The organism is Bacillus cereus group sp. MG9 (genome assembly GCF_040459995.1).
In the GTDB taxonomy this organism is placed as follows: domain Bacteria; phylum Bacillota; class Bacilli; order Bacillales; family Bacillaceae_G; genus Bacillus_A; species Bacillus_A mycoides.
The window spans coordinates 2,317,101-2,339,261 of the sequence record NZ_JARVHC010000001.1; the positions used below are offsets into that span (position 1 = coordinate 2,317,101).

A 22,161-nucleotide genomic window follows, 5' to 3' on the forward strand; every position below is an offset into this window, starting at 1 on the left:
ACGAGTTATTTTAAGCGGTTATACAGAGAAGGAAGAAAAGCTGAGAACTTCCTAACGCAGTAAAATAACTTACCACCTTAGAGCTGCACTGGGGAAATCAAGTATCTAGTGCCGTGTAAACGACGTTACCGTAAAAGAAGCCATTGTATATTTGCGATGGGAATCTGGGTGGAACCACGGGTAAAAGCACACTCGTCCCTATTTTAGGGATGAGTGTGCTTTTTATTATGAAATGGAGAGATGAAAAATGAAAGAACAGATGATCGAAATTAAATTTCCAGATGGTAGCGTTAAAGAATTTGTGAAAGGCATTACTTTAGAAGAAATTGCTGGGGCAATTAGTAGTAGCTTGAAAAAGAAAGCAGTCGCAGGAAAAGTTAATGATCAGTCTTTTGATTTACGACGAAACATTGAAGAAAGTGCGAAAGTTGAAATCATTACTATGGATTCAGATGAAGGGGTAAAAATTGCAAGACACTCTGCGGCACATATATTAGCGCAAGCTGTAAAAAGAATTTATGGTGATGTAAACCTTGGTGTAGGGCCAGTCATTGAAAATGGATTCTATTATGACATGGATCTTCAAAGTAGTGTAAACGTAGAAGATTTACCGAAAATAGAAAAAGAAATGAAAAATATTATAGATGAAAATGTAAAGATAGAGCGAGTTGAGGTTTCTCGAGAAGAAGCAAAAGAATTGTTTCAAGAAATGAATGATAGTTTGAAATTAGAGCTTTTAGAAGCAATTCCTAATGGGGAAAGTGTAACACTGTATAAACAAGGTGAATTTGTAGATTTATGTAGAGGACCACATTTGCCATCTACTGGTTATTTGAAAGCATTTCAATTAACTCATGTTTCTGGTGCATATTGGCGAGGCGATAGTAACAATCAAGTGCTTCAGCGTATATATGGTGTTGCTTTCTCTTCTCAACAAAAATTAGAAGAGTATTTACATTTTGTTGAGGAGGCTGCAAAGAGAAATCATCGGAAATTAGGTAGTGAACTTGAATTGTTTATGTTTTCGGAAGAGGCTCCGGGAATGCCCTTTTACTTGCCAAAAGGACAGATCATTCGCAATGAATTAGAAGCATTTTTAAGAGAAATTCAAAATGAGTACAATTATCAAGAAGTGCGTACTCCATTTATGATGAATCAAGAATTATGGGAGAAGTCAGGACACTGGGGACATTACAAAGACAATATGTATTTCTCAGAAGTAGATCATAAAAGTTTTGCGTTAAAACCGATGAATTGCCCAGGCCATATGCTTATGTTTAAAAATAAATTACATTCTTATCGTGAATTACCGATTCGTATGTGTGAGTTCGGTCAAGTGCATCGACATGAATTTAGTGGCGCTTTAAACGGATTATTAAGAGTTCGTACTTTCTGCCAAGATGATGCTCATTTATTTGTAACACCAGAACAAATTGAAGATGAAATCAAATCAGTGTTGGCGCAAATTGACTATGTGTATAAAACTTTTGGTTTCGAGTATGAAGTAGAGCTTTCTACTCGTCCAGAAGATTCAATGGGTGATGATAAATTATGGGAGCAAGCAGAATTGGCATTAGAAAATGTATTACAGTCATTAAATTATAAATATAGATTAAATGAAGGTGACGGTGCATTTTACGGTCCGAAAATTGATTTCCATATTAAAGATGCTTTAAATAGAAGTCATCAGTGTGGAACAGTCCAACTTGATTTCCAAATGCCAGAAAAATTTGATTTAAATTATATAGATGAAAATAATGAAAAAAGAAGACCGGTTGTAATCCACCGCGCTGTATTAGGATCTTTAGATCGCTTTTTAGCGATATTAATTGAACACTTTGGAGGCGCGTTCCCAGCGTGGGTGGCACCGGTTCAAGTGAAAGTAATTCCAGTTTCAAATGCAGTGCATGAACAATATGCAAATAGGATTGCAGATAAATTAGCACAAGCCGGAATTCGTGTCGAACGAGATATACGAGATGAAAAGTTAGGATATAAAATTAGAGAAGCGCAAATGCAAAAAGTTCCGTATGTTCTTGTTATTGGGGATAAGGAAATGGAAAGCGAAGCTGTAAATGTACGGAAATATGGTGAAGAGAAGTCAGAAGTTCTTGAACTAGATGCGTTTGTGGAAAGTATGAAAGAGGAAATTAAAAATAGGAAATAGAGATTGATAATAAAACACACCATTAATATGTAATACTGAATTTAAAGTAATTAAAGATATATTAAATAACAATAACAAACGCAGAGAAGGGATAGCTTAATTGCTATCCCTTCATTTTAATTTCACTATTTAATCCCATTGGTTGAAGAAAGTTGTTGTCTGTATTTATTGAGTGAATTCGTCGCTTTTGTACTCCAAAATATCACCTGGTTGACAATCTAAAGTCTTACATATCGCTTCCAATGTTGAAAAACGAACCGCTTTTGCTTTCCCATTTTTCAGAATGGAAAGATTCGCCATCGTAATCCCAACCCTCTCCGAAAGCTCCGTTACGCTCATTTTTCGTTTTGCTAACATCACATCAATATTAATAATAATTGCCATATTTTCCACCTCAGACCGTTAAATCATTTTCTGATTTTATATTAATAGCTTCTTGTAAAAGCCTTTGGAGAACAGCAGCAAAAACGGCGATCACCATAGAGGCGAAAATGATGGTCAATCCGATTGGTATGAAACTTGGAGGATCAATTTTTTTCGCCATGAGATAGTAGAGTGGCATACCTAGCAAGTACAAGGTACTGATCGTGATGGCACAGTATTTTATATTCTTTAAAGCCTTTACCGATAATTCCGAGAACGCTTGGTTCTTATCAATATAGCTTAAAAGTTTAAAAGCTTGATACAGAGCAAAGTAAAAAGGTATCGCTGCCGCGTACATATCGATTAAAACGAGAGATTTCATATAAGCAATATCTGGATACAATTCTCCAGCAAAATTCCCAATCTTAGGCACCAAAAATATGCACAATGCAAGAACTGGGAATCCTATAAAAATAATAGCTAGCTTTAAAAAGAGTGTCGTAACTTGTTTCATAAAAAGCACCTCACTTATGTAATAACAATATGATTTTATCATTTTATTTATCGTTTAGCAATAAAAATGTATTGTTTTTTATCAAGTTATTATTGTTATTGGAATATCTTTTAAATTTTGATAACAATAAAAAGCATTTCTCATTCCAAAGAAATGCTCTTATGAAGTGGTTTGTTTTTTTAACCTTACAAAAATGTAAGGTAAATGTAAGGGAAATCGAATGAAAGGATTTTAGAAAAGTGAGAATATTAAGCAGAGAAATCGTTTGTATTTCTTATGTACCTCAATCTGCATTTGGAAAATTTAAAAATTCTTAAGAATTTTTATGAGAAAAATATAAGAAATATATGGGAAATTTATACTATACAAAAGGGATGGAGTGAAAGAGATGTCAACAAATGTAGTTACTGTAGAAAGTGTAGAAAAAACGTATGGAAAAAGAAATGAGAATCAGTCAAAAGCATTAAGGGGTGTTTCATTAAGTATTAAAGAAGGAGAGTTTGTAGGGATTATGGGTCCATCTGGATCTGGTAAAACGACATTACTAAATGTGATCAGTACACTTGATCAAGCGACAGGTGGTAGTGTAACAATAGCTGGCACAAATATTACTTCTATGAAAGGGAATGCATTATCAGATTTTCGTTCTCAAAAATTAGGATTTATTTTTCAAGATTTTAATCTACTAGAAAATTTATCAATTTATGAAAATATCGCTTTACCACTTTCCTTGCAAGGCGTACCGTCAAGTGAGATTACTGGAAAAGTAAATGAAGTAGCAAAGAAATTAGGGATTACTGAAATTTTAACTAAATATCCGACTGCTGTTTCTGGTGGACAAAAACAAAGAACAGCGGCAGCACGAGCTTTAGTACATAATCCGGCAATCGTATTAGCAGATGAACCGACAGGAGCACTTGATAGTAAAAATGCAAAAAGTTTATTAGAAGCGATGCAAGATTTACATGAAAATCACAATGTAAGTATTTTGATGGTAACACACGATGCATTTAGTGCGAGCTATTGTGAACGTATTTTATTTATACAGGATGGACTTCTTTATAAAGAGTTAAAACGTCAAGGAACACGAGAGAATTTCTATCAAGATATTTTAGGTGTGCTTGCCCAAATGGGCTCAGCAACTGAGTCGAAGTAAGGGGGGCGAGACTATGTTATTCAAATTATCACGTCATAGTATGAAAAAAATGTTAAAGGATTATATGGTTTTACTTATTGGTCTAGTCATTAGTATTAGTATTTTTTACATGTTCCAAACGATGGCGATGAATAGTGAATTTACAAAAGATAATAGTCTCATTAGTAGTATTAGGCTCGTCTTTTGGGTTGGTGCAATATTGCTTTCTTTCATTACAGTTTTTTACATCATATATGCCAATTCTTTTTTACTTACATTAAGAAGAAAAGAACTCGGTATGTACATGATGCTTGGAGCGAAAAAGAAAAAAGTAGCGCAATTATTATTTATTGAGACTTTTGGTATGGGGATTGTCAGTATTATTATCGGTATTTTAGTAGGAATAGTACTTGCTAGTGTAGCAGGGAATTTTTTAATGAATGGAATGGAGATTTCAGCAAAAGGTAATTACGCATCTGTGTACACACCAGCTATATTAGTTACATCTATTTTCTTCTTAATATTATTTTTCATTACTGGTTTAATGAATAGTTTCCGATTATTACGTAAAACAGAATTAGAGTTAATACGTGAAGATGAAACGCAAGATGAGGTGAAGAAAAGTAAGACTCGCACTGTTATTATGACAGTACTAGGTGTATTGCTAGTAAGTACAGGATATTATTTTATGGTGAATATAAAAATGTTTGCTGAACTAGGATTTATAATAGCGACAATTGTTACGACAGTAGGAACGTATTTCATTTTTAGCTCGTTGCTCCCACTTTTTGTAATGAAAATTAAGGGAAATAAAAAACGAAATGAAACGGGATTAAATAGTTTTACTTATGCACAGTTACGTTTTCGAGTAACTAGTTTATCGAGGGTACTAGGCACTGTAGCGATGTTAATTGCATTAGGTGCAGGTGCAATGACAGCAGGTATGGCGTTTCAAAAGAATGTAGGCATTATGACAGACTTCTCACGTGTATATGATGTCGTAATTCATGATCCAAATGAACAAGATAAAGCGGCATTAAAAGAAATGGAAATTGTTGAAGAAAGCAAGTATAAGTATAAAGTAGATGGAGAAGCGGTTTATTATTTACGTAACGACTTAACTGAAAAACCACCACTTATTTCAGATCATTTTGATACAAAGACTTTAAAAGAACCTGCTCGTAAACGTGTGGCTACACCTTTAACTGAACCTGTCTATTCTGCTTTGGAAGCTCCTGAAGTAGCGAATAAGCTTCCTCGTATGCCAAAAGATTGGGAAGATGCGGTTGTAAGAGAGATACAAATTACACATAATCAATTTAACGGAAAACCGGTAAGAATTGCAGATGAAGAGCGTTATAAAGGAATTCAAGGAACAGAACATACTGTAACATTAGCAAAAGTAGATGATATGAAAAAATATAAACCATTGTTGCTCGATATAGATAAGAGACAAAAAGAATTAATTGAAAAAACAACAGGCGCAAAAGTAGAACTATATACGAAAATGACAATTTATCAGTTCATGAACAGTTTCATGAGCGGAACAATGTTTATGGGGTTTTTCCTTGGAATTGCGTTTTTAGCAATGATGGCGAGTTCTCTTATGTTCAAAATATTAACAGGTGCTTCTCGTGATGTACGCCGTTATGAAATGCTACGAAAAATCGGTGTGAGACGTAGTATGTTAACAAAAAGTATATATAAAGAAATCTCATATTTATTTATATTCCCAGCAATTATTGGAATTTCCCACGTGTTAGTAGGGCTTAACTTATTCAGCTTTATATTAGTTGACCCGTTTGTAAAAGTGTGGATGCCAATAGGAATCTTCATAGTAATTTATTTCATTTATTATTGGATTACTGTCCAACTTTATAAAGGTATGGTAATGCCGAAAGAGGAAGTAGCGAAATAAAACAGTTTAATGGAAAAGTCCTTGTATGAAAACAAGGGCTTTTTTAATAGTATGTTCTTTATAAAGAAGGAAAAGATTGGATAATGGTCGAAAAATATAATATGACTTCCGAGAAATGACGGAAATCGATATGTTTTGTCGAGAGAAAGGGTATCTCCTTACAAGGTATAGGTACTATACATGAATTTCATTTCTGAATATTCATTTAAATAGAAGGGGTAATAGTTATGTTCATTCGAATTGGTAAGTGGTGTGGGGTTACATGTTTACAATTATTTGCGGCGCTTATTTGTATTCTATTTTTAGGGGCACTACCGCGTTTATTTAAGGGATTACAAATTGATTTAATCGGTTTTTGGAACACAGTTGTGTTTCTTGGAGAGAAGTTACTTCAACCAGGTGAAATTACGTATGGATTTCGGAATTCAAGAAAGTTATTTCCACAAATATGGATTCATTATGTAGAGACAATGTTTGTATTTATTTCGGCATTTATACTATCTTTACTCATTGCGTATCTTATCGTTGTGTGGGTATTACAGCGCTCTCAATCAAAGCAACGTATGTGGAATGGGATTTTCGTCGCACTTGAAAGTATTCCGGACATTTTATTAATTTTATTATCTCAACTTCTAGTAGTAATAATCTTTCAAAAGACAGGTTTTATGCCAGTGAAATTTGCAGGACTTGGAGAGGAAAGGGCTCGCCTGTTACCAATAATATGTCTTACTTTACCTACAACATTATTATTTATTAAGTTACTACTATTACGTTTCAGAGAAGAATTAGAGAAAGATTATAGTATATTTGCTAAGAGTAAAGGGCTAAGTTTAAGACATATTTTGACGCACCATATTTCAAGAAATGTCCTGTTAACAACAGTCTATTATGCAAAAACGAATATTTTATTTATGTTATCAAACTTATATATTATTGAATGGCTGTTTAATACGTACGGTATGTTCGTTTTCGTGAAAGAAAATTCAAAATTAGAAATATTCACAGTGAGTTTAGTTTTATTATACGTACCGCTTTTTATACTATTTCGTTTATTACATACGCTTTTACAAAATGTTATAAAGGAGCGTGTGTAACATGTGGCAAGTTGTAAAAAGAGATGTGAGATTTTGGCTAGGTGTTACTTTTTTGAGTGTACTAATGATTGTTAGTATTGGAAATACGCTGTTTTTCGATGGGAATATTCGTGAACTAACGATGATGTATAACGAAAAAGGAGAATTAGAGGCTGCTCCGTTTTCACCGTCGAGTAAATTTTGGTTTGGAACTGATGAGAAAGGCCGTGACCTGTTCCAGTTAATAATAGAAGGAGCGAAATGGACAGTTGGTGCAAGTGTCGTTATCGCAGTTTTACGTGTAGTAATTGGAGGAGCTATTGGTTTATTACTTGGTATGTACAGTAAACGCTCATTTCCAGTAATCTCATCTTTTTTTGATCCGTTTAGTATTGTACCAATGATTATGATTTCCTATTTTATGTTAAATGCAGTTTTAATGTTCGAAAGTGGAGAGGCTGCTGCTCCGTTTCATTTACGGGTTGCGTTTCAAATTATAGTTCTTGCGTGCCTTGCTGTACCGACTGTTATGTTGTACGTGGCGCAAGAAGTAAAACGTATTAAGAATGAAGAATTTATGTTGGCGGCCACTGTGCTAGGCGGAAGTAAGTGGCAGAGGTTGAGACGCCATGTATGGCCGCATATGTTACCATCATTTCTTTTATTAGTAGCCCAGCAATTTGTAAGTACTTTATTACTCCTCTTGCATCTTGGTTTGTTGCGATTATTTTTTGGCGGAACAATAATTTTTGGCGGTATAGATGCAGATAGTGTAACAAAAGAGTGGACAGGGTTAATTGGTCAAAACTTCCGTCACTTAACTACTCATACATGGATTGTACTTATACCAATCGCTTTCTATAGTATGACAATTTTGTCAGGAAATCTTATTAGTAATAGTATGCAAGATGCGATTAAATTAGGAAATGTTAGAAGAGCGAAACAGAAGAAGGAAGAGGTGAAAGTAGAGAAACAAATACAGCCTACCGTGAATGATTTTTCATTTCATAGAGAGGTACAAAAATAAAGAAAGATAGCTGAAGACAAATTGTTTTCAGCTATCTTTTTTGTTTAAAGTGGTGGTAAATCAATCTTACCTTCTTCAAATAATTCCTTTATCATATGTTTCGTATAACCAGCTGCTTGACCAAATGTGATTTTTGCTGGCATTGGTGCTTCATTTACATCTACTACTACATCAATAATACATGGTTTATTTTGTTTTACTGCGTTTTCAAAAGCGGGGAGTAGTTCATCTAAATTTTCAACTCGATATCCAATACCACCGCAAGCCTCTGCGTATTTTGCAAAATCAGGATTCGTTAAGTCTGTACCAAATTCAATATTTCCCATAACTTCTTGTTCAAATTTAATCATAGCAATTTTATTATTGTTTAATACAACGACAACGATTGGCAGTTTATATTTAACAGCTGTTACGAAGTCATTCATTGTCATTCCGAATCCGCCGTCACCACAAACTGCAAACACTTGTTTATCTGGGAAAGCAATTTGTCCAGCAAGTGCACCAGGTAAACCACAGCCAAGTGTTGCAAGCCAACTAGAAATGATAAATTTCTGGTTTGTCATACGGAAGTGCCTTGCAGTCCATACTGTTACATTTCCGACATCGACTGAAAGAATTGCGTCATCTTCTGCTACTTTCTGCAGTGCATGCATAACTCGTTGTGGTTTAATTGGAGTAGAAGAATCTTCTTCTTGAGTGTGTAATTTTTCTTCCCACTTTTTCATCATTTCTTGATGATGCTCTAAGAAGGAATGATCCTCGTGTTTTTCTACATTTTCAATTAACCATTTTAATGTTTTATCAGCATCACCAGCTAAGCCGATATCTGTCGTATAACGTTTCCCAATTTGTGCAGGGTCTGTATCAATATGAAGTGTTTTTGCTTTTTCGGGTAAGAAACCAGTGAACGGATAAGAAGTACCAACCATAATTAAAGTATCTGCATGCTTCATTGCTTCATAAGAAGGTTTCGTCCCGATTAATCCTAATCCACCGATACAAAGAGGGTGTTCATCAGGAACAATCCCTTTAGCTGGTAATGTAAGTACGATTGGAGCACCGATATGTTCTGCAAATGCAAGTAAAGACTCTCTCGCATGTTTAGCTCCTTTTCCGGCTAAAATAACAGGTTTTTTCGCTTCATTAAGTGCGAGTTTCGCTACAGCTAAATCTTCTTCTTGCGGAAATATTTCTGGTAATGTAAAGGAAGAGTTTGTAATGCGCGCACCATTTTTCACTTCAAATTTTGGAACATCATCTGGAATTGTAAGAACAGAGACACCTTTTTTTGTATATGCCATTCGAATCGCTTGATTCACTACAGCAGGTAACTGTTCAGCTGACATTATTCGTTGGTTATAAACCGCAACGTCATCAAACATTCTTTCTAAGTTTACTTCTTGGAAAAAATCCGTTCCGAGTAAATCGCTTTCTACTTGTCCTGAAATTGCTAGTACAGGAGCTTGATCGAGTTTTGCATCGTATAAACCATTTAATAAATGAATCGCTCCAGGTCCTGCAATAGCCATACAAACACCAAGTTTTCCTGTTAATTTCGCATATGCTGCCGCTGCTAATGCGCCAGCTTCTTCATGGCGAACTTGAATAAATTTAATTTTATCTTGTTTTTTCCTTAAAGCTTCAATTATAGAATTGATGGAATCTCCAGGCATACCATATATGTGTTCTACACCCCAGTCAATTAAAAGATCCACTAATGCTTCACCGGCTGTTTTTCCAAACATAATCGTTCCTCCTTATAATAGGTAGATACTATTATGTTTTGGAGAAAAAGGGAAAATATACAAATGATATAACTTATTTGTTTTAATGATGTCCAGTGAAAAGAGTGAAGGCTGTTATTAGTAAAAATCCACTAATAGACCACGATAGAAACGGAAGGAGAGATAGCTGTTTTTTTGCTTTCCAAAGCATTTCGTGAATTGTGACATAGCCAAGAGAACCAATTGCGCTTCCCATAATAAGTCCTTGTAAATGGAGCGCTTTCCCGTCCATCATAATGCCAAAAACAGTACCGGTACCTAGGATAAGAGAAAGTAATAAAGTTGTTAATAAAAATGAAATATATTTATGTTTTGTAAAAAGAAATGGAATAATTAAAGCTAACCCTTCTGGAATATGGTGAATGACAATCGCAAGTAAGAAAGGGATGGCAGAGTCATTATGATTTATAAAAGCTGTACCTAACGCAAACCCACTCGGCATATTATGAATGAATATAGCAAAAGAAAGAAAAAGGAAGGTTTGCCATGCTTGTTGATCTTTCTTATGTATAATCGGATGATGACAATAGTTATCTAATAAGCTCATAACTAAAATACCGATAGCTATACCGAGCATAGGCCCAATTATTTCATAGCTTGAAAATGTTTCAGGAATAATTTCAAGTGATAAAAGCCCAAGCAAAATCCCACCACATAATGCGTATAAGCGATGCATCTTTTCTTCAATTAGTTGGCGTGTTGCTACTCCAACAGCACCTCCTAATAGTAATCCACCGAACGAAAAAAACGTAACGATTATAGGAATCCATAAACGTTCCATATCATCACACTCCAATTCTATCCCCTTGTTTTCAGCTTACTAATGGGGGAGGGAGATTAGTCCAAATTATTATGACTAATTATAGAGAAAAAACTGTAAATTCATTATAATTTATATATTAAAATGAAATGGGGAATGTAAGTGCAAAAAAAATGGAACTTATCTGAATATAAAAATCCAAAACGATATGATATAGAAAATAAAAGTTTTTCAGATTTTCCGTTTTTACTATCATGGGCGCAAAAACTAAATATACAAAATGAATGGATTTTAGATATTGCATGTGGAACAGGGAGAGTCACTATTCCTTTTATCGAAAAAGGGTATCAAATGATTGGTATAGATATACATGAAGGAATGCTTGCTGAAGCGAAGAGTAAATCTGCGAGTTTAAAGAATATAAAGTGGTTACAGCAAGACTGCTTGCAATTGAGCGTCGAAGAAGCAATTCCGTTAGCATTTATGGTAGGACATGGATTCCAACATTTTCTTACTAATACACATCAAAATCAATTATTAGCATCGATTCATAATGTAATAACTGATAATGGTATATTCATATTTGATACACGTTTTCCGTCAAAGGAAGAATTAATACAACCATCTACAGAAGAATATTGGACAACTATTACAGATGAAAAGGGAAGAAGATGTGATTTATATACTGAGATGAGTTATGATTCAATTCAACAAATACAGCACTACATAACAACAAGAAGGTTTTATGAGGCGGATACGCTAGTAGAGGAACTGAAAACAACAATAGATCTTCGGTATACGTATCCGCAAGAATTAGAAAGATTACTTGTAGCGAATGGGTTTGAATTGTTACAGATATACAATGATTGGGAGGGGAATGAGTTGCAGGAGGATTGTTATTCTATGGTGGTAGTTTGCCAGAAGAAAAGATAGGGATGCTGATTGTTATATAGTAAGTTATTAGAAAAGATGATCAAACTGTATTTCACATTAACAATAGACTATGTGTCTTTGTTTTAATTGTAAGGAAGAATAAGAGGAGCTGCAGTGGGGTGTTACGGTGGGGACTGTGAAAATACAATTATAAAGAAAATGAAGGATAAGGTCATAATCAAATGTTGTTTACTGAGCCATTAGAGTTTTATATAATATACAAATAAATAAAACTGGATGGTTGCCAGTTTAGAGAGACATAAAAAAATGTCCTGGTATTTAGATAATGTTTATGAGTTAAATAAAGAAAAACGAATGTAATAAAAATTTACTATACTAACTTTATGGAGAGTAATGTTATGAAAGCAGAAAAAATACTTAAAACACTAGATAGGTACGCGGAGGAGTTTGATTTTCCAGTACTTGATAACTATAATTTTGACTTAGCACAATCCAGAATATCTGTTTTTCGAGAGGAAGACAAGTGGCTCATAGTATTTGAGGTTGTGGGCGTTGATGCAAACCTTGAGATATCGAATAACTTCTATGTGTATAGTAATAGCATGAGACAGCAGGGATTCTTTTCATGTTTCGATGAAATCTTAACGCTTGTAAATGAAGAATATTGGTACGATGATGAAGATCATTTCCTTGTAGATCCTTTTCATATGGAGTTACTTTTGAAAGGAGAATGTATCACTTTAACACCAACTGTAGAAGAGTATAAGCGTTTAGGAATTGAAACTGATTCATTTCATCCTACCAAACTTATTCGTTTTTTAACTTCTAAATATAAGGAGAAATTCTGGGTAAATCCCTCGGACATATTAGATGAAACCAATGCAGAATTTAAACCAAATCTATTTTATCAAACAGAAGAATGGGAACATCCTGATATAAGTGATGATCAAAAACCGAGTGAGAGCATATTCTTTCAAAGTTTAGCTAAAGCGATTGAATTAAATAATGTGAATTTGATAACTGTAGGGAAAGTAAATAATGATTGGACCAATTGGACATGGAGTGATTTTGAAAAACAAGAAGAGAATGACATTTAAATAAGAAACTGTTTTTCCCCACCTATGATACATTGAAGCATTTGTAACATTATTTTATCGGCAAAGCCATGTATGAACTTCGCTTTCACATCTAAATCATTTGAGTTGAACAATCGTATTAGTTATTACTAATATGTGTGTCGAAATATTTTTAAAAAAGATAGATAAATGTTTCTTCGCTTTATTTTTAATGTGAGAAGGAATGTAAATAATGAACAAAAAAATAATATAGTTAGTGGAAGCGAAGGAAATGTTATAGTGTTTGATGCACACATTAAGAGGTTTTATGTAACAGGAAAGAGAAGCTTTTTGTTTGAATTTCAGGGTATACAAAATGTAAACGTTGACTGGGATTTATTTCTCATGCTAACATATAGATAATTTAATCAAGGCGGTGGAAATGTATTGGACTCAGATGTTGACTCGGATAGGTGGCTAAATGACCTCGATTTTCTCAGAGTACCCCTCATCATTTTGAGAATGTAGATTTTATACAATCTCATGTCAATGTGTATGAAGTAGGTCTGGAAAGAGAAAATATATCAGGAGGTGAATCCTTTAGTTTCAAGGAAGCTAAGGGAATTAGTTGGACATATTTAATTTAATCATGGTAGTGGTTTTAATCGCATGTACTGCATTTTTCGTAGCAATTGAGTTTGCTATTGTAAAAGTAAGAGGATCAAAGATTGATCAATTTGTATTAGAAGGAAAGAAGGGTGCGCTGGCAGCGAAGAAAGTGACATCAAACTTGGATGAGTATTTGTCAGCTTGTCAATTAGGGATTACAGTTACAGCAATGGGACTCGGGGCACTAGGTGAACCAACGATTGAGAGACTTTTACATCCTTTATTTGATAAGTGGAACATCAATCCTTCCATTGCAGGTGTATTATCTTTAGGAATTGCTTTTACTATTATGACGTACTTACATGTTGTAGTTGGTGAATTAGCACCAAAAACATTCGCGATTCAAAAGGCTGAGAAGGTTACTTTATTACTTTCGGCTCCGCTTATCTGGTTCTACAAAATCATGTATCCGTTTATTCGCTTGTTAAATGGCTCTGCAAGGATGATAACAGGAATGTTCGGCTTAAAACCTGCATCAGAGCATGATGTAGCACATACAGAAGAAGAATTACGATTGATTCTTTCTGAAAGTTATGAACGTGGAGAAATTAATCAAGCTGAATACAAATATGTAAATAATATTTTTGAATTTGATAATCGTATTGCGAAAGAAATCATGGTCCCTCGTACAGAAATTATAGGGCTACATGTAGATAATTCTTTAGCAGACCATATGAAAATAATCCGTGATGAAAAGTATACACGTTACCCAGTATTTGGGGAAGATAAAGATGAAATCATTGGCATGGTGAATGTGAAAGACTTCTTTATTCGTTATATGAATAAGGAAATAAAAGAATTCAATTCTATTCAATCGTATACGCGTCCAGTAATTGAAGTAATTGAGACCATACCAATACATAATCTTTTACTACAAATGCAAAAGAAACGTATTCCGTTGGCTGTGTTATATGATGAATACGGCGGTACGGCTGGTATTGTAACCATTGAGGATATACTGGAAGAGATTGTAGGAGAAATACGTGATGAATACGATGAAGATGAGCGTCCGCCCATCCAGCAAATGAATGAAGGTCATGTTGTCGTAGAAGGTAAAGTATTAATTAGCGAATTAAATGATTTACTAGGATTACATATGAATGATAGTGATGTTGACACGATTGGTGGTTGGATTCTGATGCAGAATTATGATATCCAGGAAGGGCAAACAGTGAATAGCGAAGGATATGCATTTAAAATTCTTTCTAAAGACCCTCACCAAATCAAACGTGTTGAAATACAAAAAGAAATGTTGGAAGCAGCAACTGTATAGTTGCTGCTTTTATCCTTTTTGGCAAGAAGACTCCATCTGATTTGTGTTACGGGTGAAACCCAACAATTCAGGTGGAGATGAATTGCCGTCAGAAGGTAGGCTGAACTCTTTTGTTTCGTTCATAACAATTTTTTGAGGGCGAATATTTGTTTCTTTTTGTCTTACGATATAATCTGCCCTTAGATAAGGAGGGGATATATCGTAAGACAACGAAATTGGATAATAATAATCATTCGGTTACTTGCGCTAAAAGGAATTACGATGAAGACCATGTTCACATTTTGTTCCAAATATTGATTTGTTAAAAGTAACTAATGATTTTAATAAACCCTCTGAGAAAGGTGGTGAAAACAATGGCTAGAAAGAAAGCAGTGAAAGTATTACGTAAACAAAAGAAAAGAGAAAACATACAACGATTCACGCAGAAACAGAATATCGGACGAGCTTGCCTTACTGCGAAAGAATTTCGCTTACTGCAATGCATGTCACATAGTTCAAAAGCGTTGCGAAATGTTGGATTATACACAATTAAACAAAGTTACTTGAATAATAACAAGATGGCTACTGTAAAAGAAGTGGACACTGCCATGCAAGCCGATATGAATTACTGGGGCATTCAATCAAACTCTGTTCAAGCGATTCGTAGATCCTTATTTACAGAAGTAAAAAGCTTTTTTAAAGGATTGGAACAGTGGAAGAAAAAACCTGAAACCTTCGCAGGTCGTCCTAAGTTTCCGAATTATTCTGGTTCAACTGACAAACGAATTATTGAAATCTATCAAGTTCCAAAAGTGGATGATAACGGGTATTGGATGATTCCAATGAATGTTGCATTCAGGAAAAAATTCGGTTCCATTAAAATACGTATGCCTAAAAATGTAAGAAATAAAAAAATCTCCTACATTGAGATTGTACCGAAGCAAAAAGGTCGGTTCTTTGAGGTGCATTACACATATGAAATGCACGTTTCTCAAATGAAGAAACCATCCACGACTACTAGTAACGCTTTGAGTTGCGATTTAGGTGTAGATAGATTATTAAGTTGCGTAACAAATACAGGTGATGCATTTTTAATTGATGGAAAAAAACTAAAATCTATTAACCAGTACTTCAACAAAATGATACGTAATCTCCAACTGGAAAATGTGGGAAATGGACTTTCTAAACGAGTTGTAACGAACAAAATGGCTGCACTTTGGCATAAACGGGAACGACAAATAAATGGTTACATTTCACAAACTGTCGGCTTGTTGTTCAAAAAAGTGAAAGCATGTAACATAGATATGGTTGTCGTAGGGTATAACACTGGTTGGAAACAAAAATCTGATATGGGGAAAAAGAATAATCAAAAATTTGTTCAAATCCCATTTCATAAACTGATTGCAGCGATTGAGAATAAATGTATAAAAGAAGGTATACGATTTTTAAAACAAGAAGAAAGCTATACTTCAAAAGCTAGTTTTCTTGATAAAGATAAGATTCCAGTTTGGTCTAAGGAGGATAGGACTCATTATCGCTTTAGTGGCAAACGAATCACTCGTGGTCTGTATCAAAGTAAATCAGGAACATGTATTCATGCTGATATTAATGGTGCGTTGAATACATTGCAAAAATCAAGAGTTGTAGAATTGGATGACAATCTTAAAGTGAAAACGCCGATTCTATTAGAAGTGCAAAAACGTAAGGCTGTTGCTTCGCGCATAGCTTAGTGGATGTGTCAACCATCCATGTGTACTCGACTTGTCGGGGCCTGTAGCACACGCCGGATTCATCTGAGTGGTGGCTTCTTCTATAAGGAAGAACTGCTCTTTTTCGAAAGGGTGGTGCAAGTGGGGAAACGATTATTCGTTTCTAGTACCAACCAAAAACATACTTGGGGTGTTACTGTGAGGTGGCATGAATGCTAGAGCGTCAACTGTCTAGTGATAGATGAAAAGACCTAGAGTTCTAACTCAAGCCCCCACTGAAACGCTTCATCTCAGTGGGGATAGTTGACTCAGCTGATAACATGGTAGCCCTCCTTATTAAATTCATTGATCAACTATTTACCTGTTAACACATTACCGAAATAGGGCATGATTGGTTCCTTTGCATTCCAGGTTCAACACCCCTTCGATATTGTAAAATGTATCTCATTTATACAAATTGTAATATAATTTAAATGTAAATTCGTAGCGTAAAATAGATTAAAAGTAACAAATGTTGAGAAAGGATGCCCTTGTTGAAATTAGTATTTGTATTCCACTAGATAATAAAAAATGTAGAATGATTTCATTTCTGACATTGTTATTTACTAGTAATCAAAATACAAAATAAAGAATTTTCTCGGCTGGAAATTGTTACACAGTCATAAAATGGAGGCAATAGTTATGCAGCAAATTAAAAAAATAGGAAATTCATTTTGGTATATGACACCTGTTTCCGAGACTGATAGACCTATCTTAGGAATGGTAGTTGGAAAAGAAAAGACTTTGATGATAGATGCAGGTAATTCAGAAGCACATGCACAATTGTTTTTAGAAATGCTAAAAGAGCAAAATATCTCAAATCCTGATTTTGTAGCATTAACGCATTGGCACTGGGATCATATTTTTGGATTGCCTGTATTACAAAATGCATTGTCTATCGCACATTTTGAAACAAAAAAAGAGATGAACACACTTGTTTCTTATGAGTGGTCGGATGAGGCATTGGACGCACGAGTGAAAGAAGGTACAGAAATTGAATTTTGTGCGGACTGTATAAAAAAAGAGTTCAGTGAAAAACCAAGAAATATTCAAATTCTTCCGCCGTCCTTAACCTTTCAGAAACAACTTGAATTAGACCTTGGTGATGTGACATGTGTGTTAGAGCATGTGGGCGGAGACCATTCACATGACTCTGTTGTTATTTATATTAAAGAAGAAAAGATTTTGTTTTTAGGAGACTGTATATATGCAGATATCTTTTCTGCAAAGCGGAACTATACAACGAAACGAACGTTTAAACTGATACAAGAATTAGAGAAATTTGATGCCGAGACCTATATTCTTTCACATGGGGAAGCTATAGATCGAAATGAATTTTTGCGAGAGATTCGTTTATTAAAAACAGTAGGAACTTATACGGAAACTCATAAAGGCGATGAAGAGAAGATAAAGGCAGCATATAAACAAGAACTAGATAGAGAATTAAATGAAGATGAGCTAGAAACAATAACGTACTTTGTAAATGGTTATGAAATGGTTAATCTGTAAAACCTAACTCTAAATCAATTGATGCTTGTTCTGACCAAATGCAATGTAACTGCACAAAAAGAGTATTGAAAATTAATTCAATACTCTTTTTAATAATTAAATATTTAGTCCCAACCAATTTCTAAATTTTTTTGCTGGCTCATCAACTGGGTTTATACGGCTTTCAACACTGGTTGTGATTAGCAGCTTTTTTAGCTAATTCAGTAATATATTCAAAGAATGCATCACGTTTTACATCATAAATGACATTTACTGGTCTTCCGTTAGCAGTTTCCACTGTACGTCCTTGGCTGGGTCCGTATGTATGAACGATACTAGCAATCGTTTTTGTTTTTGCAAGATCAGCTTTCCCAACAAACGCAGCAGTTAATACATCCCACAAATAGTAAGTAGAGTTCGTTGAGAAGTGAACGAGAGGGGGAACCATTGCATAGCATTGACCAAGGAAATCAACACCAATATACTTACGCTCTTTTGCCCACTGTTCACGTATGTCTATAGTTAGCGGAACCTGGTTTGTACTTTCTAGAGTTACTAAATCAATGATTATATTAGCATTCCAAACACGAGCTACTGCTTCGGGATCCCAAAATGAATTCCACTCGGCTGTTCCGTCATGTTCTGGCTCATGTACATTGCCTGCAGTACGAAATGTACCGCCCATCCAAACGAGACGTTCAATTTTATCTTCGATTATTGGAGATTCATATAGTGCACGAGCAAGGTCAGTCAGGGGCCCTGTAAATAATAAAGTTGTTTTTCCATCAGTTTGTAGAAGAGTCTCTATTATATGATGATGTGCAGGTTTTTTTGATGCAGGTGTAACAACTTTCCCAAACTCATTTAAAATTGGTAAAGCATCTACATAAAATGCATGCATCCGCCATTCTTTTGGAAATGGGTTTTTTCCACGAGAGTTGGACGCTGCTACCTCAATATTATTTTTGCCGAAGCGATCTATAATTTTACGACTGGCAGACATTGCTGGTTCTAAATAACAATCTGCAGGAATAACTGAAACACCTGTAAGTTCTATATTTTCCATCTGGAGTAGTAAAAATAGTGATATTAAATCATCTACACCACCATCATGATTGAAGTACACTTTTTTCATCATTTTAATCTCCATTCTTTAATATTTAACCAGGAATTAAATTTTAATTGATGAAAAATCATCAATAATTTCCACCACTTCAATTCTCCCATTAATCAGTAACTCAGGAAGTTCATTTCTAACGTTTCCTTTCCAATACTCTCTAGCTTGTTCCATTTTTTGAGCGAAAGGAATACCATCTTCTTTCGGCAAAAGGTTTCCATCACCTTCAAAAGAACTTCCGATTACTCGTAGTTTAACAATCTGCAAAACTTCTCGATTATAAGAATCAAATAGCGCTTTCCATTTCAAAGCATCCTCATAGCTTTTGGAAGCATATAAGCAAGACAACCTTGAGGGATATTCAGGAAATTCTTGCAGTCTAACCATTTCTACAATCGTTTCTCTAACCGCTCTAATTGTTTGATCTATATAATTCAGAACTACTTTAGCATTTTCATTATTTATATGTAATTCCTCATTGATATAATGCCTTTTTAAAATTTGAATGGAGTCTTCATCATTAGAATTTAATTGTTCTCTTTCAAAAAAGAAGTGATAGAGGGTATTAGTTTGATTTTTGTCAAAGTGAATGATTTTTCCGATACTCATTGTTTTCCTTGTAACGATGTGATATGCGTAAAATTCTGCTTTATTCATGGTTATCCTCCTAGTAGTAATTATCATATAATTCAATATTAAATTTAATAATTCAACATCAAAATATATAAAACCTTTGTAAGTAAAAAGTTATAAAGTGGGAGGATTGGAGTGAAGAGTGGAAGAAATGCACGTAAACGCTTTAAAAATGTTCACAAAATGTTCACTTACGAAGGAGTTTCCAATATCGATATAATGACAAAGACTCAAAGAGAAGGGATGATGAAAATTGCCAACAACAAGAAAGGAAAACCTCCAATTTGGTATGATGATGTGCCTCGGGATGGTTATCGTTATGACGTTTTACAATTTATTAATGAATGGAGCAGGAGGGCCAATTCATATTAAGGAGATCGCATTAGAACTAATAATTGGATTTATTATTGCGCTATTAATTGAAATATGTATCGTAGGACCGTGCGCGAAAAAGATTGTATTTGCATTACCATTTGATAAATCAAAAAAAGTAAACATGATTATTGCGATGGCAACAACAATGGTAATCGGAATGGTATTCTTTATGTCATTTTACGGAATGGCTATGATGTATTTACATAATGGGTTACATGGTGACTCATTCGCTTCAATTTATTTCTCGATTTTCATTAAAAATTTCATTATGGCGTATCCATTGCAATTAATTATTATGGGACCACTTGTACGTTTCTTATTTGGAAAGTTTGTTTTGAAGAATAAAGCTGTTAATGTAGCGTAGTTTTAATTACTAAAATATTATATATGGATTAAATATTTTAAACACATCTCACATATTTTGAGATGTGTTTTTTCGTGTACATTACTAATTATTTTCATATCGATGTGACATTTGTCCTTTTGTCGTTGTAGTATTGTAGCTTTTAATTAAATCATAGATAGAAGATTAGGAGATGATTTTTTTGAAAGGTATTTTACTTTCAGTTTTTGGAGGAGTATTCATTACACTTCAAGGTACGTTTAATGCGAAACTTAGTTCAGATATCGGTATATGGTCGACGAGTATTATGACGCATTTAATTGGGTTTCTTATTGCAACAACTATATTTTTGTTAAAGAAAGAAGAGAAAGTAACGGATTTAAAGGGTGTAAAAAAAGTATATTTAGCAGCTGGCGCACTTGGTGGGTTGATTATTTGTGCGGAAACAATGGCGATATATTCAATGGGAGTTACATTAACAGCTGGAACACTTATGGTTGCTCAATTATTAACAGCTACTGTTATTGAAATGAAAGGATTATTTCATATAAAAAAGATACAAATGGAGAGATACCATATTGTGGGGACAATAGTAATGATTTTAGGTATTTTTGTGTTTAATATGTAAGGAAAGAAGGGACTGTAAGTGGATAATAAATCAGACTTAATTATTCAATATTTGAAAGCTTATAATATACTTGAAATTTTTTCAGGAATAAGTACTGACAATTTTCAAGTAAATCATTTTGAAAAAGGCAAGCTTATTTGCGATAAAGATGATGAAATTCATCGTTTATATTTTGTTATTAAAGGAAAAGTAAAAGTTTACACGATTACACCAGAAGGAAAGAAACTAATCCTTCGCTTTATCAATCCATTAGCAATTGTTGGTGATATTGAATTAATACAAAATAGCAAAGCACATAATGTTGTTGAAGCTTGTTCAGATGTTGTAGCAATCTCCATTTCTAATACAGTTATTAGAAATAAGTTATTACATGATCCTATATTTATGAAGTTCTTGCTTGAAAACATTGCGAACACGTTAAAAATATCGACTCGTTTTACAGCTCTAAATTTACTTTATCCGGTAGAAGTACGTGTAGCTAGTTATTTACTTTCGATTTCAACGGATAGTAATGGGAATATGTATAAAGAGGATTTAGATTCAACTTCTGTATCAAGTATTACAGATTTTATAGGTGTAAGTTATAGGCATGTAATTCGAGTTTTACAAAAATTTTATAGTGAAAAATTAATTGAAAAGAATAATGGAGTTATTGTAATTAAAGATTTTTCTAGAATGAAGGAAGTTGCTAAAGATAATATATATGAGTAATGAAAGGGAGAGAAGGGTTGTGATTGGATTTAGTTTAGCTATATTAGCTGGAATATTAATTAGCTTACAATCTGTTTTTAATACGAAAGTGAATGAAATTGTAGGACAGTGGTTAACAACTGCATGTGTTCTTGGAATAGGTCTCATAAGTTCTGTTTTATTTCATATCATTACAGAGAAAAGTATAAGCGTTAACTTTTATACTGCAAATTATTTATTTTATATAAGTGGATTGTTTGGTATCGGATTAATTATTTGTATAATGGGTGCAATAAAGAGTTTAGGTCCAGCTTATACGGTGCTCATTAGCCTTATTACTCAATTAGTTGTTGCATTATGTGTTGATACATTTGGATTGTTTGGAATGGAGAGAGTACCTATACAAATAAATAAATTAATTGGTATAGGTCTATTAATTGTAGGGGTAGGAATTTTTAAAAATCTTTTTTCGAATAAGAAAGCTATTACTATAAATGAGGATAGGGCCTAAAGAATTTAAAGGAAAAA

At 34.0% G+C, this 22,161-nt stretch carries 21 protein-coding genes, 1 pseudogene and 1 other annotated feature (1 of these 23 cut by a window edge); of the genes and pseudogenes, 15 read left to right on the forward strand and 7 right to left on the reverse strand.

The annotated features are described in order from the left end of the window. Positions 1-203, forward strand: a binding site (T-box leader); it begins 20 nt to the left of the window's first position. Positions 204-247: 44 nt separating this feature from the next. Further along, a complete protein-coding gene (gene thrS / locus QCI77_RS11800) occupies positions 248-2,167 on the forward strand; it encodes a threonine--tRNA ligase (RefSeq protein WP_113768922.1) in 1,920 nt (639 codons plus the stop codon). A gap of 165 nt (positions 2,168-2,332) precedes the next feature. On the opposite strand, the gene QCI77_RS11805 is transcribed toward thrS, so the two are convergent. Together QCI77_RS11805 and QCI77_RS11810 are read right to left on the reverse strand one after the other, a co-directional pair. Beyond that, on the reverse strand, positions 2,333-2,551 hold the full coding sequence (locus QCI77_RS11805) for a helix-turn-helix domain-containing protein (protein WP_002141696.1): 219 nt from the start codon (positions 2,549-2,551) through the stop codon (positions 2,333-2,335). A 10-nt stretch (positions 2,552-2,561) separates the two neighbouring features. Beyond that, entirely contained in the window at positions 2,562-3,044 is a 483-nt protein-coding gene (locus QCI77_RS11810; protein ID WP_002127302.1) for a DUF2975 domain-containing protein, read from the reverse strand. Between the two features lie 388 nt (positions 3,045-3,432). Here QCI77_RS11810 and QCI77_RS11815 point away from each other — a divergent pair, with 388 nt between their 5' ends. The 4 genes from QCI77_RS11815 (at position 3,433) to QCI77_RS11830 (ending at position 8,197) form a co-directional block, all read left to right on the forward strand. Continuing rightward, the gene (locus QCI77_RS11815; RefSeq protein ID WP_002085698.1) at positions 3,433-4,200 is read left to right on the forward strand and encodes an ABC transporter ATP-binding protein; all 768 of its coding nucleotides are present in this window, start codon (positions 3,433-3,435) and stop codon (positions 4,198-4,200) included. 13 nt (positions 4,201-4,213) lie between these two features. Then, a complete protein-coding gene (locus QCI77_RS11820) occupies positions 4,214-6,097 on the forward strand; it encodes an ABC transporter permease (RefSeq protein ID WP_002127304.1) in 1,884 nt (627 codons plus the stop codon). A 227-nt stretch (positions 6,098-6,324) separates the two neighbouring features. Beyond that, positions 6,325-7,191, forward strand: a complete 867-nt coding sequence (locus tag QCI77_RS11825) for an ABC transporter permease subunit (protein WP_002031892.1) — start codon at positions 6,325-6,327, stop codon at positions 7,189-7,191. A gap of 1 nt (position 7,192) precedes the next feature. Next, positions 7,193-8,197 (forward strand): ABC transporter permease, encoded by a 1,005-nt coding sequence (locus QCI77_RS11830; protein WP_061688774.1) that lies wholly within the window; start codon positions 7,193-7,195, stop codon positions 8,195-8,197. A 44-nt stretch (positions 8,198-8,241) separates the two neighbouring features. On the opposite strand, the gene QCI77_RS11835 is transcribed toward QCI77_RS11830, so the two are convergent. Together QCI77_RS11835 and QCI77_RS11840 are read right to left on the reverse strand one after the other, a co-directional pair. Then, positions 8,242-9,942, reverse strand: a complete 1,701-nt coding sequence (locus tag QCI77_RS11835; RefSeq protein WP_113709492.1) for a pyruvate oxidase — start codon at positions 9,940-9,942, stop codon at positions 8,242-8,244. Between the two features lie 82 nt (positions 9,943-10,024). After that, positions 10,025-10,762, reverse strand: coding sequence for a ZIP family metal transporter (locus tag QCI77_RS11840; protein ID WP_088292253.1), 738 nt, complete (start codon positions 10,760-10,762; stop codon positions 10,025-10,027). A gap of 141 nt (positions 10,763-10,903) precedes the next feature. On the opposite strand from QCI77_RS11840, the gene QCI77_RS11845 reads away from it, so the two are divergent. After that, positions 10,904-11,674, forward strand: coding sequence for a class I SAM-dependent methyltransferase (locus tag QCI77_RS11845; RefSeq protein WP_353824943.1), 771 nt, complete (start codon positions 10,904-10,906; stop codon positions 11,672-11,674). Between the two features lie 344 nt (positions 11,675-12,018). Further along, positions 12,019-12,732, forward strand: coding sequence for a DUF7003 family protein (locus tag QCI77_RS11850; RefSeq protein WP_353824944.1), 714 nt, complete (start codon positions 12,019-12,021; stop codon positions 12,730-12,732). An 11-nt stretch (positions 12,733-12,743) separates the two neighbouring features. On the opposite strand, the pseudogene QCI77_RS11855 reads toward QCI77_RS11850, so the two are convergent. Then, a pseudogene (locus QCI77_RS11855) lies at positions 12,744-12,845 on the reverse strand (ArsR/SmtB family transcription factor); the annotation flags it as partial. Between the two features lie 473 nt (positions 12,846-13,318). Between QCI77_RS11855 and QCI77_RS11860 the strand changes: the two are divergent. The 3 genes from QCI77_RS11860 to QCI77_RS11870 all read left to right on the forward strand — a co-directional run bounded on the left by QCI77_RS11860 (position 13,319) and on the right by QCI77_RS11870 (position 17,868). After that, positions 13,319-14,632 (forward strand): hemolysin family protein, encoded by a 1,314-nt coding sequence (locus QCI77_RS11860; RefSeq protein WP_033709060.1) that lies wholly within the window; start codon positions 13,319-13,321, stop codon positions 14,630-14,632. A gap of 353 nt (positions 14,633-14,985) precedes the next feature. Next, positions 14,986-16,341 carry an RNA-guided endonuclease TnpB family protein gene (locus QCI77_RS11865; protein WP_353824945.1) on the forward strand — a complete coding sequence of 452 codons (1,356 nt, stop codon included), beginning with the start codon at positions 14,986-14,988 and terminating at the stop codon, positions 16,339-16,341. A gap of 660 nt (positions 16,342-17,001) precedes the next feature. Continuing rightward, positions 17,002-17,868: an MBL fold metallo-hydrolase gene (locus QCI77_RS11870; protein WP_113768929.1), complete on the forward strand. Its 867-nt coding sequence runs from the start codon at positions 17,002-17,004 to the stop codon at positions 17,866-17,868. A 163-nt stretch (positions 17,869-18,031) separates the two neighbouring features. Here the strand turns inward: QCI77_RS11870 and QCI77_RS11880 are convergent, their stop codons facing one another. Beyond that, positions 18,032-18,985 (reverse strand): nucleoside hydrolase, encoded by a 954-nt coding sequence (locus QCI77_RS11880; protein WP_002141712.1) that lies wholly within the window; start codon positions 18,983-18,985, stop codon positions 18,032-18,034. 33 nt (positions 18,986-19,018) lie between these two features. Further along, a complete protein-coding gene (locus QCI77_RS11885; RefSeq protein WP_016102044.1) occupies positions 19,019-19,621 on the reverse strand; it encodes a DUF2441 domain-containing protein in 603 nt (200 codons plus the stop codon). Between the two features lie 111 nt (positions 19,622-19,732). Here QCI77_RS11885 and QCI77_RS11890 point away from each other — a divergent pair, with 111 nt between their 5' ends. The 5 genes from QCI77_RS11890 (at position 19,733) to QCI77_RS11910 (ending at position 22,144) form a co-directional block, all read left to right on the forward strand. Further along, a complete protein-coding gene (locus tag QCI77_RS11890; RefSeq protein ID WP_232301881.1) occupies positions 19,733-19,969 on the forward strand; it encodes a hypothetical protein in 237 nt (78 codons plus the stop codon). Then, positions 19,887-20,336 carry a DUF2798 domain-containing protein gene (locus QCI77_RS11895; protein WP_229180808.1) on the forward strand — a complete coding sequence of 150 codons (450 nt, stop codon included), beginning with the start codon at positions 19,887-19,889 and terminating at the stop codon, positions 20,334-20,336. The genes QCI77_RS11890 and QCI77_RS11895 overlap by 83 nt, the downstream gene beginning before the upstream one ends. Positions 20,337-20,517: 181 nt before the next feature. Further along, positions 20,518-20,943, forward strand: a complete 426-nt coding sequence (locus tag QCI77_RS11900; protein WP_002127319.1) for a DMT family transporter — start codon at positions 20,518-20,520, stop codon at positions 20,941-20,943. An 18-nt stretch (positions 20,944-20,961) separates the two neighbouring features. Further along, positions 20,962-21,654 (forward strand): Crp/Fnr family transcriptional regulator, encoded by a 693-nt coding sequence (locus QCI77_RS11905; RefSeq protein ID WP_002127320.1) that lies wholly within the window; start codon positions 20,962-20,964, stop codon positions 21,652-21,654. Between the two features lie 19 nt (positions 21,655-21,673). After that, on the forward strand, positions 21,674-22,144 hold the full coding sequence (locus QCI77_RS11910; protein WP_085311005.1) for a DMT family transporter: 471 nt from the start codon (positions 21,674-21,676) through the stop codon (positions 22,142-22,144). Positions 22,145-22,161: the final 17 nt, after the last annotated feature.